We start from the raw sequence: 12,795 nt of genomic DNA on the forward strand, positions 1-12,795 counted from the left end.
TTACCGTCAAAGGGCCATTACACCAATACAGCGAAGTCGGCCGGTTGGGACATGTTGGCACTACTGCGCCAGGACGTTGCTCTGCGTTCTGCGATGTCGGCGTGCGGGAACGGGTACTTGAGCGGGTTGCCCAAATGACAGCGCGTGGCCGGGTCTGCCGGCCGTCATTATTAGCATGCCGAACTCGGCATCGACGCCACATTTTCGCAGCCATAACGCTGCTGGGCGGGCGCTGGAGCACGGCTGTGCGGTGTTCCATGTGCCTGGATCTGAAGCTGTTGTAGCGCTTACTGAGGGCGGGGTAGCGGCGGAAAGTAAAAAACCCGGCGGTCAGCCGGGTTTTTCACAGCGTGCGCGGACCCTGAGGCCCGCACAATGGCAGGTCTCAGGCAGCGTAGTTGTTTGCTACGAAGTCCCAGTTGACCAGGTTCCAGAACGCTTCGACGTACTTCGGCCGCAGGTTGCGGTAGTCGATGTAGTAGGCGTGCTCCCATACGTCGCAGGTCAGCAGCGGGGTGTCGCCGCTGGTCAGCGGGCAGCCGGCGCCGATGGTGCTGGCCAGGGCCAGGGAACCGTCGGCCTTCTTCACCAGCCAGCCCCAGCCGGAACCGAAGGTGCCGATGGAAACCTTGCTGAACTCTTCCTTGAACTTGTCGAAGGAGCCGAAGGCTGCGTTGATCGCGTCGGCCAGGGCGCCAGTCGGTTGACCGCCGCCGTTGGGCTTCATGCAGTTCCAGTAGAAGGTGTGGTTCCAGACTTGAGCGGCGTTGTTGAAGATGCCGCCCGAAGAGGTCTTGACGATCTCTTCCAGGGTCTTGCCTTCGAACTCGGTGCCAGGCACCAGGTTGTTCAGGTTCACGACATAGGTGTTGTGGTGCTTGTCGTGGTGGTATTCCAGGGTTTCCTGGGAAATATACGGCTGCAGAGCGTCATGTGCGTACGGCAGTGGCGGCAATTCGAAAGCCATGGTTGATCTCCTAATCAGGTCAGGTGCGGTGTTCGCGAAGCCGATCACGGGCGGCCATATCTGCGGCGGGAGTTATCTCTTTGCGCCGCGAGCCAAGAATAATAGCACCGGGTCTGCGACATAACCACGCAGCAACTGTGTGGGAAAGCCGGTGTCAGGGCCTTTGCCCAGGCCGTCGAGAGGCGCGGCGGCGGGCTTAACAGACCGTTGAAAAACGTAGGTGAGGCAGGCAAGACAAGGCAAAAACAGGCGAGGAAGCGCAGTTTACGAGCTGTAAATGAGCATTCCGAGCCTGTTTTTAACGCAGTATTGCCAACGCAGGTAGTTTTTCAACGGCCTGTTAGCGAGGGGCCGAGTCGGCCAGCAGCTGCCAGGCGATGGAGAACATCATCAAGGCCACTGCCAGGTCGATCAGGCGCCAGGTTAGCGGTCTTGCCAGTTGCGGGGCCAGCCAGGCGGCGCCGAGCGCGAGACTGAGAAACCAGATCAGCGAGGCGCTGGCAGCGCCCAGGGCATAGGCTCCGGGCACAGTCTGCTGGGCGCCGAGCGAGCCGATCAGCAACACGGTATCGAGATACACGTGGGGGTTGAGCAGGGTCACCGCCAGCGCCGCGAGCAGCACGGCGCGCAGCGAACGCGGGGTGGTCTGTGCCGCTTGATCGAGCCCCTGCGGCCGGCAGGCGCGCAGCAGAGCCTGGAGGCCATACCAGAGCAGGAAGGCGGCGCCGCCCCAGCGGGCGACACCCAGCAGCAGCGGGTTCTGCGCCAGCAGCGCGGCCAGACCGAACACCCCGGCGGCCACCAGCAGCGCATCGCAGGCCACGCAGAGCAGGGCCACCGGCAGGTGGTGTTCGCGGCGCAGGCTTTGCGCCAGGACGAAGGCGTTCTGTGCGCCGAGGGCGATGATCAGCCCGGCGGCGACCAGTAGACCATTCAGATAGCTGTGCCACATATCGGTTATTCCGCGCTGTCGGTGAGCTGTTGCAGGACGGCCAGCGCACGTGGCCCATCGGCGTGGGCGACGAATAGGTGGTCGTGGTAGAAGCCGGCAATCACGTTGCAGCTGATCCCGGCTTGAGCCAGTGCGCCGGCAACGGCGGCCGTCAAACCGACTGCTTCCAGCGCCGAATGCACGTGCAAGGTCAGCCAGGCCGCGACATAGCTGTAGGGCAAACGCAGTTGTTCGGCCTGCAAACGCGGCAGGATCACGGTGAGGCCTTCAGCCTCTTGAAAACTGCCCAGTGGCTGTACGCCGTCCAACTGCGCGGCATCGGTCAGGCTGCAAAATACGTAAGCGCCATCGTTCAGCTGCGGGTTCATGCTGCGCAGCAATGTCGTCAGTGAAGTTTCGCCGGCCATGCGGATTGCCTTGTTCGAGGTGGTTGATGCTGGTCAGTCTGGGGCGCGTGGCTGTATAAGAAAAATCAATCTTGCTGATTACTCATTAGGAGAATTGATTTGTTCGATTACAAGCTGCTGGCCGCCCTGGCCGCGGTGGTGGAGCAGGCCGGTTTCGAGCGGGCGGCCCAGGTGCTGGGTCTGTCGCAATCGGCGGTGTCGCAGCGGATCAAACTGCTCGAGGCGCGGATTGGCCAGCCGGTGCTGGTGCGTGCCACGCCGCCGGCACCCACCGAGATCGGCCGGCGCCTGCTCAACCATGTGCAGCAGGTGCGCCTGCTCGAGCGCGATGTGCAGGCGCAGGTGCCGGCGCTGGACGAAGGCGGAGTGCCCGAGCGCCTGCGCATCGCCCTCAATGCCGATAGTCTGGCGACCTGGTGGGCGACTGCCGTGGGCGAGTTTTGCGCCCGGAACCGGCTGTTGCTGGAGTTGCTGGTGGAGGATCAGGACGTCGGTCTGAAGCGCATGCGTGCCGGTGATGTCGCCGCCTGCGTATGTGCCACGGACAGGCCGGTGGCCGGTGCGCGCAGCCAGGCCCTGGGCGCCATGCGTTACCGCGCGTTGGCCAGTCCGGCATTCATTGCCCGGCACTTTCCCCGGGGCGTCACCCCGGCGGCGCTGGCGCGGGTACCGGGCATCGTGTTTGGCCCGGATGACCTGTTGCAGCATCGCTACCTGGCCGAACTCGGCGTCGAGGGTGGTTTTGTGCATCACCTGTGTCCGTCGTCCGAGGGCTTCGTGCGCTTGACCCTGGGCGGTCTTGGCTGGGGCCTGATGCCGGAACAGCAGGTGCTGAATGAGCTGGCCCGTGGCGAGCTGGTCGAACTGATCGCCGAGCGGCCGGTCGATGTGCCACTGTACTGGCATCACTGGCGCAACGGCGGCGAGCTGCTCGAGCGCCTGACCGGGCATCTGCGCAAGGCGGCCGGCGAGTGTCTGGTTCCGCCGGGGCAAGCCGTGGGCTAGGAGGCTGTCCGAGAACAGGCAGGCGCAGCGAACCGCTCGCCGGTCTGGCCTGCGGGTCTTCAGTCAGCAATGGATGGCCGGCCTGCTGGCGGGTCTCTGCGCTGGTCGACGTCAGGCAGGCGCTGAGCATCGAGTCGATCGCGTCCGGCTGGCTCATGCGGATATCCACCGCCAGTTCCTCGCGCAGCCTGCGGCGCAAGCGCTTCATGCAGTCCAGAACTTATCTGTTCAGTTCCATGTGCCTTCCCCTGTTAGTGGCGTGGGCTGGGTGTCGCTCATCCTGAAGGGCACCAAGCAGAGCGCCGGGGCTGCCGCCTCTATCAGGCTCTGGCGCTGCGAGTAGGTCGCGCCTGAGAGGGCGCAAAGCGCGTACCTGCTCATCGACTGCGGAACTGCGCGCCCTGCAGGCAGTCATTGTGTCCGTACCGCGCTTCGTCTCAGTGCGTCTTGCCCCCGGCTTGGCGCGACACTGAAGCGTTGCGCGCGAACCGTTATACTGGCCGGCATTTCGCGTCTTCAGCGTTTTTTAAAGGTTTACTCATGCGTAACGATGCCCACGACGAACTCGATCATGTGCCCAGCCTGACCACCGACACGCGTGATCGCGATGATTTCGCTACGGGTCACCACGAACCCGCCATGCGGACGCCTTCCCGCGTCGCTGCGGCACCAGCCAGGGCGGCCAGTACCGGCGCCCTGTGGGCGTTGGTCGGTGCCCTGACGATCGCCCTCGGCGGGCTGGGCTGGTGGAGTTTTCAGCAGATCAGCCTGATGGAGCAGCAACTGGTGGCCACCCAGGAGAGCTTCGCGCGCATCAGCGAGGAGGCTGCCGGACGTATCCAGGATATCCGTGGCAAGGTGGTGGCGACCGAGTCCACGGTCACCAGCGGCAGTGAAGCGCTCAAGCTGCAGGTCAAACAGCTGGAAAACAAGCTGGCCGAACTGGGCAAGCAGCAGCAGAGCGTGGCCGCCCAGCAGGGCAGCCAGGACAAGCGCATCGAGCAATTGGCGGCCGAGCTGAAGACCCAGCAGGGTGTGGCCAGCAAGCTCGATGGCAGCCTGAAGAGCCTGAGCAGCGAACAGGTGGCGCTGAAAAGCGCGCAGACCTCGCTGCAGGCCGAGCAGGCGTCCCTGAAAACCGCGCAAGCCGGGCTGGTCAAGCTCGACGGCGAGCTGAAAAGCCTGGGCGGCGAGATCGCAGCGCTGAAGCAGATCGGCGATCCGAATCCGGCCATCGGCCGTCTGGAGCAGGACCTGCTGGTGCTGCGCAGCGAGCTGGACAACCGCCCGGCGCCGAAAAGCAACACCGCCGAGTTCGATGCCTTCCGCGCCCAGATGACCCGCAATATCAGCACCCTGCAAGCCCAGATCCAGAATCTGCAGCAGCAGATCGACGCACGCTGATACCGGCGGCTGATGCAGCCGAGCGTCTCCGCCCGGGCGCTCAGGGCGCTTGCTGCATGCGCCGGCGAAAGGCGCCCGGGGTTTCGCCGCAGAGTTGCTTGAACAACTTGGCGAAGGTCGCGCGATCGGCATAACCGACCTGTGCGGCAACCTGCTCCAGCGAGCGCGTTGGCTGGCGCAGGGCGGTTTGTGCGGCGCCGATGCGCAGGCGCTGCAGGTAGTCATTGGGCGTCAGCCCGGTACTGCTCTTGAAACGGCGCAACAGGGTGCGCGGCGAGCAATTGGCCCGTTCGGCCAGGCGCTTGAGATCGATCGGCTCGGCGTGGTGGCGTTGCATCCACTGCAGCAACGGGGCGAGCGGGCTGTCGGCGGAGCCGCTTGCCGGCAGCAGCGGGGCAAACCGTGACTGGCGGCCGCGCTGGCTATCGAACACCAGGGCGTTGGCGACCTGTTGCGCCAGCCACTCGCCGGCATGCCGGGCGATCAGGTACAGGCACAGGTCCAGCCCGGCATGGGCGCCACCCGAGCTGTACAGGTTGCCGTCGTGGCAGAGCAGTTCGTCGATTTCCAGCTGTACCAGCGCGAAGCGCTGGCGGAACTGGCTGGCCAATGCCCAGTGGGTGGTGGCCCGCCGGCCATCGAGCAGGCCGGCGGCGCCGAGCAGAAACGCGCTGCTGCACAGGCTGGCGATTGCTTGGTTGACCGGACGTTGTGCCAGCCAGGGCAACAAGGCGGCATTGGCAGCGAGGCTGAGGTCGATGGCACTGCCGGTGGCCGGCAGCATCAGCAGATCGGCCTGCTCGGCCAGGGCCAGGCCACCGTCGACCCGGATCCGCGCGAAGTCGAGGTCGACCGGCTGGGCATCCAGGCTGAAGCGCTGCAGCTCGAACAGCGGCTTGCCGGCCAGGCGATTGGCCAGGGCGAAGGCATCGCAGGCCATGCTCAGGCTGGAGCAGACCGTTTGCCGACAGACGTAGAGGGCGATGGTGGGCATGGCGAGCGAGTCGATTGCGAGATTGTGGCGATTATGGACACAAAGTTGGCGTGCACGCCAATCGCCATCGGCCCCTTAGCCGACAATACTGAGGACACTTGTCCCTCTGGAGCCGTGCCCATGACTCACCCCAACGCCGAACTCATCTGTCGGTTCTACCAGGCCTTCCAGCAGCGCGACGCCGAGGCCATGGCGGCCTGCTACGCCGAGGATGTGCGCTTCAGTGACCCGGTATTCCAGGATCTGCGCGGTCGCGAGGCTGCGGACATGTGGCGGATGCTGACGGCGCGCGCGCAGAATTTCTCGCTGACCTTCAGCAACGTCCAGGCAGACGAGCGGCAGGGCAGCGCCCAGTGGGTGGCGACCTACCTGTTCGGCCAGACCGGCAATACGGTGGTCAACCGTATCGAGGCCCACTTCGTCTTTCGCGACGGCAAGATCGTCGAGCATCGCGACCAGTTCGACCTGTGGCACTGGGCGCGCCAGGCCCTGGGCATGAAAGGGCTGGTGCTGGGCTGGGCGCCGCCGGTGCAGAACGCCATTCGCCGTCAGGCGGCCAAGGGCCTGGCGCAATTCAGGGCATCCCGCTGACCCTTGGCGGTTAGCCGCAACAACCAGCGCAGTGGTAGGCTTTCTGGTCTGAACCCCAGGCGCAGGTTGCGAATCTGGACTATTCGTTGAATGCAAGGCCGTTGCTGAACGCGGCCTAACCGAGTGCAGTTGCCCTTCAGCTGCCGGCCAAGAGCCAGTCCGTCAGGAAGCCCGATCATGAGTGTAATGTCGTTGTCCGCCAGCGAAGCCAAGGCCTGGAGCGTGCACGCCGTCACCGCCAGCGGGGTGATTCTGGCGTTGCTGGCCTTGCTGGCGGTGCTCGATGGTCGACCGCAGGTCTGCCTGCTCTGGTTGGGGGCGGCGCTGTTGGTGGACGGCCTGGATGGCACCCTGGCGCGCAAGTTCGACGTCAAGGTGGTGTTGCCGCACTTCGATGGTTCGACTCTGGATCTGGTGATCGACTACCTCACCTATGTGTTCATCCCGGCGATCTTCGTCTATCGCTTCATTGCCCTGCCCGAATACAGCCTGCTGCTGGCGGTCGGGGTGATCCTGTTGTCGTCGTTGTTCTGCTTCTGCAACCTCAACATGAAGAGCAAGGACAACTACTTCGTCGGCTTTCCGGCGGCCTGGAACGTGGTGATCGTCTACCTCTACCTGCTGGACTTCGCGCCCTGGCTGAGTCTCGCCACCATCCTGCTGTTGTCGGGGCTGACCCTGAGCAAGATGAAGTTTCTCCACCCGTTTCGGGTCAAGCAATTCATGCCGCTGAATATCGGCGTGACCCTGCTGTGGATGGCGGTCTGCGCCTTGCTGATCGTCCAGTACCCGCTCAACCAGACCTGGCTGCTGCTGGTCTGGGGGCTGACCAGCGTCTATTTCGTTGCTATCTGCCTGTGGCGCACGGCCCGCGAATGGCTGGCATGAAGCTGTGCCGGGGTGCTGCCGGCGATGACTGAGGCTGCGGACAAAGCCTGGTTCGTCTACCTGGTGCGGGCGCAGAACGGCGCGCTCTATTGCGGGATCAGCGACGACCCGCAGCGGCGTTTCGCCCAGCATCGGAGCGGCAAGGGCGCGCGCTTCTTCCATTCCAGCCCGGCGGCGGCACTGGTCTACATCGAGTCCTGCGCGGGCAAGGGCGATGCGTTGCGCCGGGAACGGGCGATCAAGCGCCTGGGCAAACCGGCCAAGGAAGTGCTGGTGGCCGGAGGCAGTCTTATCGCTGTGGCTGATGGCGCACTATCAGGCTGAGCGGGTAGGCCGCAGCGGACTGCGCGGGTAAGCTGGGTGCTTCCTGAATAGTTGCGGAGCCTGTCATGCACGAGTTGATCCTGCACCATTACCCGACCTCGCCGTTTGCCGAGAAGGCGCGCCTGATGCTGGGCTTCAAGCAGTTGTCCTGGCGCTCGGTGCTGATCCCCGCGGTGATGCCCAAGCCGGATCTGACCGCCTTGACCGGCGGCTACCGCAAGACCCCGGTGCTGCAGATCGGTGCCGACATCTATTGCGATACCGCGCTAATCGCCCGGCGTCTGGAGGCGGAAAAAGCCACGCCGGCGCTGCTGCCCGAAGGCCAGGAATTCAATGTCGCCAGCTTCGCCCAATGGGCCGACACGCTGGTGTTCCAGCATGCGGTGAGCCTGGTATTCCAGCCGGAGTCGGTGGCCGTGCGCTTCGCCAAGCTGCCGCCCGAGGCGGTCAAGGGCTTCCTGGCCGACCGTGCCGGGCTGTTCAGTGGCGGCACTGCCAGCCGCCTGCCGCTGGAACAGGCCCAGCACGAATGGCCGGTGCTGATGAGCCGTTTGCAGCAGCAACTGGAGCGTGAACAGGGCGACTTCCTGTTCGGCGAGCCGTCGCTGGCCGACTTCGCCATGGCCCACCCGCTGTGGTTCCTGCGCGGCACCCCGGTGACCGCGCCGCTGGTTGACGAGTATCCGGCAGTGGCGGCCTGGCTCGGCCGGGTGCTGGGTTTCGGCCATGGTTCGCACAGCGAGATGAGCGGCGAAGAGGCCGTGGCGATTGCGCGCGAGGCGACGCCGGCCGAGCTTCCCGACGAGGCCTTGATTGACGGTTTCACGCCCGGCCAGCGGGTGGCCATTGCGGCCATCGATTACGGTGTCGATCCGGTCGAGGGCGAGTTGCTGTTCAGTGGCCGCGAAGAGCTGATCCTGCGCCGCGAAGATCCGCGGGCCGGGGTTGTGCATGTGCATTTTCCGCGCATGGGCTTTCGCATCGAGGCGCGCTGAGACGCGCTTGGTTACGGCCTGCGACAGCTGTCGCAGGCCTGCAAGGCCGCCTGGCGCAGGCGCGGCAACTGCACGGCAAGCAGCTGGAAGTGCACCAGACGTTCGTAACACAGCACCAGTTCGCCGCCGGTGCGGCTGTACCAGGCATCCGGCGCGCCGCAGCTGGCCAGGCGCAGCACCAGATCGCGGGGGAGGCGGTAGGTCTGGCTGGCCCGAGCGGCGATGGCCTCCACTTCGCCCGAGCGGCGGATCTGGTCGAGCAGGCGCCGGCTCTCTTCCGGGCGCAGGCTCGGCGGCTCGTAGATCACCTGGATACGGTGCTCAATCGGCTCGCCCGGACGGCGGCCGTGTTGTTGCTCGACCCAGGCCAGGGCCTTGCGCACCTGGGCGTATTCCTGGTCGCAATAGAGCGCGCGTTCCACCGGTAAACCGGTGATCTTGGGCACCCATTCCAGCCGATCCGGATCGCTGCCGTAGATCAGGCAGGCCAGATTGTAGAAACGCTGTTCGTCGAGGCCATGGCTGGCCCAGGCGTACACTTGCTCATGCTCCGGTTTCACCCGTTGCCATTCCAGCCGCCAGTAATCGGCGATGTCCAGCAGTTTGGCGTAGAAGTCGGCGTCGCGCTGACGCCCGGAGGAGAGGAACAGGCTGATGAAGCCGAGTTGATCGGCGGCATCCTCCTCGCGGCCGAGCAGTGGAAGATTCAGCTCGGCGATCAGCAGATGGCCCATTTCGTGCGCCAGGGTGAACTCGGCATTCACCGCGACGAAGCGTGCGCTGTCGCTGCGCAGTGCTTCCGGTGGCGGTTCTTCAGTGGCCATGCTCGCCGCGCCGGTCAGTAGCAGTGCCAGGCATAGCGTGGCGCGCACAACCAGACGGCGACCTCGGGTCGCCAGGCTGGGCTGGCTGCAGGACGGTTTCATCCCCGACTCCTCGCGGCAGACGGTGGAACCATTACCTCTGACTCTAGCAGCCCGCCGGGCTCGGGGTTGCGCGTGTGGAAGCGGCCGGGCGGCGTTCCGCTGCAGCCGCGGTTACCGCACAGTGGCGCTAGTCCGCACCCAGCAGCTCGGCCTCGGTGAAGGGTGGCGGGCGCTGCGGCCATTCCAGCTGCAAGCGCTCGAACTCGCGGGCCAGCAGGCTGGCCAGCAGCCAGTCGCGCAGCCAGCGATGCTCGGCCGGGATCACATACCAGGGCGCCGCCTGGCTGTGACTGGCCGTCAGCAGTTCGCCCCAGCGTTGCTGGCGCTGAGCGTATTCGCGGTAGGCCAACAGATCGCTGGGGCGCAGTTTCCAGCGTTTGTCCGGGCGCTGCAGGCGTTGCAGCAGGCGCGCCTGCTGCTCGTCACGGGATATCTGCAGGTAGCACTTGAGCGGATGCAGGCGCTGCGCCGGCAGGCCTGCCTCCAGGGCCAGCAGGCGCTGCAGGCGCGCCGGTAGCTCGGCGGCGCTGATCAGGCCGTCGAACAGATCGCTGGCCAGGCCTTCGTAGTAACTGCGGTTGAACACCCCGAGCAGTCCGGGGGCGGGTAGCCGTCGCCGATAACGCCAGAGAAAGTCATGCCGCCGTTCGCCGGCGTCCGGTTGCTTGAAGCTGTGCAGGCGCAGGCCTTGCGGATCGATGGCATTGAGCACGCGCCTGATCACGCCGTCCTTGCCGGCGCAGTCCGGGCCTTGCAGCACCAGCAGCAGGGCGTCCTGGGCGTTGGCCCAGAGCCGCCGCTGCTGATCGTTGAGCCAGGCGCGCAGTTCGGGCAGGGCCAGTTGCGCGCTCTTTCGGTCCAGGCCGAAGTCGCGCGCCGGATCCTGGGCAAACGGCGCCGCCGGATCGAGCCGGCAATCGTCGAGAACAGTGTCGGGCAGGCGTGACATGGCGCGATGCCTCAGCGGGAGTGAAAAACCCTCAATCCTTGCGGCGTTTCAGCTGGTCGGTCAGTTGGGTCGGCAGGTTGCGGATGATCAGGGTGCCCTGGCTCTCGTCGTATTCGACTTTCGAGCCGAGCAGATGCGCCTCGAAGCTGATCGACAGGCCTTCGGCGCGACCGGTGAAGCGTTGAAACTGGCTGAGGGTGCGCTTGTCCGCGGGGATCTCCGGCGACAGGCCGTAATCCTTGTTGCGGATATGCTCGTAGAAGGCCCGCGGGCGCTCCTCGTCGATCAGCCCGGACAATTCCTGCAAGCCCATGGGCTCGCCGAGCTTGGCCTGGCTGCTGGCGTAGTCGACCAGCGTCTTGGTCTTCTCGCGGGCAGCTTCTTCCGGCAGGTCCTCGCTTTCGACGAAGTCGCTGAAGGCCTTGAGCAGGGTGCGGGTTTCGCCCGGGCCGTCGACGCCTTCCTGGCAGCCGATGAAGTCGCGGAAGTACTCCGAGACCTTCTTGCCATTCTTGCCCTTGATAAAGGAGATGTACTGCTTGGAGTTGGCGTTGTTCTGCCATTCGGAAATGTTGATCCGCGCCGCCAGGTGCAACTGGCCCAGGTCCAGGTGCTTGGCCGGGGTCACGTCCAGCGCCTCGTTGACCGCCACGCCTTCGCTGTGATGGAGCAGGGCGATCACCAGGTAGTCGGTCATGCCCTGCTGGTAGTGGGCGAACAGCACGTGGCCGCCGGTGGAGAGGTTGGACTCCTCCATCAGCTTCTGCAGGTGTTCGACCGCCTGGCGGCTGAACGCGGCGAAATCCTGGCCAGCGTCCAGATAGGTCTTCAGCCAGCCGCTGAACGGGTAGGCGCCGGACTCGGCGTGAAACAGGCCCCAGGCCTTGCCCTGCTTGGCGTTGTAGCTCTCGTTGAGGTCGGCGAGCATGTTCTCGATGGCCTGCGAGGCGCCCAGTTCATTGTTGCGGGCATGCAGCACGGCGGGCGTGCCATCGGGTTTCTTGTCGATCAGGTGGACGATGCAGTGGCGGATCGGCATGGGGGTTCTCGTCGGTTAAACGGAAAAGATGGCGCAGTTTACCCCGACTCAATGCTCAAGAATCTTCCAGTTGGCTGGAATAGTGGTTGTAGATGAACCGGTTGTAGAACAGATAGGCAGCGCCGCCGATGCAGGCCGACACGATACTCGCCAGGGCCATGGCTCCATAGATGGGTAGCGGCAGGCTTGGCAGGTACTTGCCCAGCCAATCGAGGATCAAGCCTTGCATAAGGACAACGGATGAAGGCTTGAGCGCGAGCCCGTATAGACCACAACTGATATAGGTCGCCACGGCCCAGCGGAAAGCGATTAGGCGGCTCAAGGGGACGGTCCAGTCTCGCAGGCGTTCATCGGGGAGCGTGAGCAGTTCGTGGCAGATGGCCTTGCTATCGCTCAGATCCTGTAGCAGTTCGTTGGCCTCGGCATTGAGCTTCGCCCCCAGTGCGCTCCCTGCGTGAAACATGCCGTCCTTGCGGCGCCGCAAGTGCTGGCCTTCGCTGGCAACCCGCGTCAGGCGCTTCTCGATCTGTTCGATATGCGCTTCGACTTGGGTCAGCTCTTCCTCTTCATACTCTTGCAGCAAGATATCCGCTTCGGCTGGCGTCCTGGGGTATTTGCCGTAAAGCAACTCACAGGCCACCCAGCCAAGCCAGATGACCAAGGTGGCCAGAACCGTGAAGATGATCAGCAGCAGGCTCAGTAGCCAGATGATCAGCAAGCCGATGGGGTTTTGCTTCTTTTTTCTGCTCATGGCGGTCATCAATAGGGGAAAGCGATATTGGCGTCACGTGAAGGGGCGCGGCCTTTGGTATGGCGCATCATCTGGGTAATCAGGGTGCGGCATTCGTCGCGTTTCTGCTTGTGGCTGAACATCAACTGATAGGAGCCGAAGTCGCCCGACAGGTTGAGGGCGAAGCGCTTTCTACGGAAGTTGCCTCGGCCGATCCGCAAGTTATCGTTGTCCAGGCGCTCGATGTCGGTAATAGCCACGCTGATACGCCTGGCATGATCGAAGAAGCGGCGCAGGCTCAGAATGTCATGCAGGCTGTTCTCGAGGTCGTCCGCGCTAAAACTGAGGGTCGCACTACGCGGGTCAATCCTGATCCCGGCGGCTTGTGCGCGCCAGACTCTCCAGGCGAACAGGCTGGCCACGACCGCGCTGGCGAACAGCCAGAACCACGGCCAGCCTCTCGGTAGAAAATCACCGGCAAGCATCCCCAGCAGCATGCCGCCGCCAATTGCCAGGGCCGCGGCGAACCAGAGCCAGCATTTGAGGGTGGTGAATAGCGCATGCCAGATGTCCACTACTATGTATGTCTTGCCGTACAGGTCGCGTCGGTTTTTACGCATCATG

General features: G+C 64.4%; 15 protein-coding genes. 6 read left to right on the forward strand and 9 right to left on the reverse strand.

Going from position 1 to position 12,795, the window contains the following annotated elements; genetic code table 11:
* Positions 1–385 precede the first annotated feature (385 nt).
* The 3 genes from BM315_RS17590 to BM315_RS17600 form a co-directional block, all read right to left on the reverse strand.
* Positions 386–967, reverse strand: coding sequence for a superoxide dismutase (locus BM315_RS17590; protein ID WP_090503463.1), 582 nt, complete (start codon positions 965–967; stop codon positions 386–388).
* A gap of 340 nt (positions 968–1,307) precedes the next feature.
* Positions 1,308–1,919, reverse strand: a complete 612-nt coding sequence (locus BM315_RS17595; protein ID WP_090503466.1) for a LysE/ArgO family amino acid transporter — start codon at positions 1,917–1,919, stop codon at positions 1,308–1,310.
* Between the two features lie 5 nt (positions 1,920–1,924).
* Positions 1,925–2,326 (reverse strand): ACT domain-containing protein, encoded by a 402-nt coding sequence (locus BM315_RS17600; RefSeq protein ID WP_090503468.1) that lies wholly within the window; start codon positions 2,324–2,326, stop codon positions 1,925–1,927.
* A 93-nt stretch (positions 2,327–2,419) separates the two neighbouring features.
* On the opposite strand from BM315_RS17600, the gene BM315_RS17605 reads away from it, so the two are divergent.
* Positions 2,420–3,331, forward strand: coding sequence for a LysR family transcriptional regulator ArgP (locus BM315_RS17605; RefSeq protein WP_170862249.1), 912 nt, complete (start codon positions 2,420–2,422; stop codon positions 3,329–3,331).
* Positions 3,332–3,871: 540 nt separating this feature from the next.
* Positions 3,872–4,735 (forward strand): ATPase, encoded by an 864-nt coding sequence (locus BM315_RS17615; RefSeq protein WP_090503474.1) that lies wholly within the window; start codon positions 3,872–3,874, stop codon positions 4,733–4,735.
* Between the two features lie 40 nt (positions 4,736–4,775).
* On the opposite strand, the gene BM315_RS17620 is transcribed toward BM315_RS17615, so the two are convergent.
* On the reverse strand, positions 4,776–5,729 hold the full coding sequence (locus BM315_RS17620) for a GlxA family transcriptional regulator (protein ID WP_090503476.1): 954 nt from the start codon (positions 5,727–5,729) through the stop codon (positions 4,776–4,778).
* A gap of 120 nt (positions 5,730–5,849) precedes the next feature.
* Between BM315_RS17620 and BM315_RS17625 the strand changes: the two genes are divergently transcribed.
* The 4 genes from BM315_RS17625 (at position 5,850) to BM315_RS17640 (ending at position 8,527) form a co-directional block, all read left to right on the forward strand.
* Positions 5,850–6,320 (forward strand): nuclear transport factor 2 family protein, encoded by a 471-nt coding sequence (locus BM315_RS17625; protein ID WP_090503478.1) that lies wholly within the window; start codon positions 5,850–5,852, stop codon positions 6,318–6,320.
* A 177-nt stretch (positions 6,321–6,497) separates the two neighbouring features.
* On the forward strand, positions 6,498–7,208 hold the full coding sequence (gene pcsA, locus BM315_RS17630; protein ID WP_090503480.1) for a phosphatidylcholine synthase: 711 nt from the start codon (positions 6,498–6,500) through the stop codon (positions 7,206–7,208).
* A gap of 24 nt (positions 7,209–7,232) precedes the next feature.
* Entirely contained in the window at positions 7,233–7,532 is a 300-nt protein-coding gene (locus BM315_RS17635; RefSeq protein WP_090503562.1) for a GIY-YIG nuclease family protein, read from the forward strand.
* A gap of 65 nt (positions 7,533–7,597) precedes the next feature.
* Complete coding sequence (locus BM315_RS17640; RefSeq protein ID WP_090503483.1) at positions 7,598–8,527, forward strand: glutathione S-transferase family protein; 930 nt, start codon at positions 7,598–7,600, stop codon at positions 8,525–8,527.
* Between the two features lie 11 nt (positions 8,528–8,538).
* Here BM315_RS17640 and BM315_RS17645 read toward each other — a convergent pair whose 3' ends face one another.
* The 5 genes from BM315_RS17645 to BM315_RS17665 all read right to left on the reverse strand — a co-directional run bounded on the left by BM315_RS17645 (position 8,539) and on the right by BM315_RS17665 (position 12,794).
* Complete coding sequence (locus BM315_RS17645) at positions 8,539–9,453, reverse strand: DUF4344 domain-containing metallopeptidase (protein ID WP_090503486.1); 915 nt, start codon at positions 9,451–9,453, stop codon at positions 8,539–8,541.
* 127 nt (positions 9,454–9,580) lie between these two features.
* On the reverse strand, positions 9,581–10,402 hold the full coding sequence (locus BM315_RS17650) for a polyphosphate kinase 2 family protein (protein ID WP_090503488.1): 822 nt from the start codon (positions 10,400–10,402) through the stop codon (positions 9,581–9,583).
* A 31-nt stretch (positions 10,403–10,433) separates the two neighbouring features.
* Positions 10,434–11,441 carry a nucleoid-associated protein YejK gene (gene yejK, locus BM315_RS17655; RefSeq protein WP_090503491.1) on the reverse strand — a complete coding sequence of 336 codons (1,008 nt, stop codon included), beginning with the start codon at positions 11,439–11,441 and terminating at the stop codon, positions 10,434–10,436.
* A 55-nt stretch (positions 11,442–11,496) separates the two neighbouring features.
* A complete protein-coding gene (locus tag BM315_RS17660; protein ID WP_141123969.1) occupies positions 11,497–12,201 on the reverse strand; it encodes a hypothetical protein in 705 nt (234 codons plus the stop codon).
* Entirely contained in the window at positions 12,201–12,794 is a 594-nt protein-coding gene (locus BM315_RS17665; protein WP_090503496.1) for a DUF3995 domain-containing protein, read from the reverse strand. The genes BM315_RS17660 and BM315_RS17665 overlap by 1 nt, the downstream gene beginning before the upstream one ends.
* Position 12,795: the final 1 nt, after the last annotated feature.

The sequence above is a fragment of the Pseudomonas borbori genome (assembly GCF_900115555.1).
GTDB classification, from domain to species: Bacteria; Pseudomonadota; Gammaproteobacteria; order Pseudomonadales; family Pseudomonadaceae; genus Aquipseudomonas; species Aquipseudomonas borbori.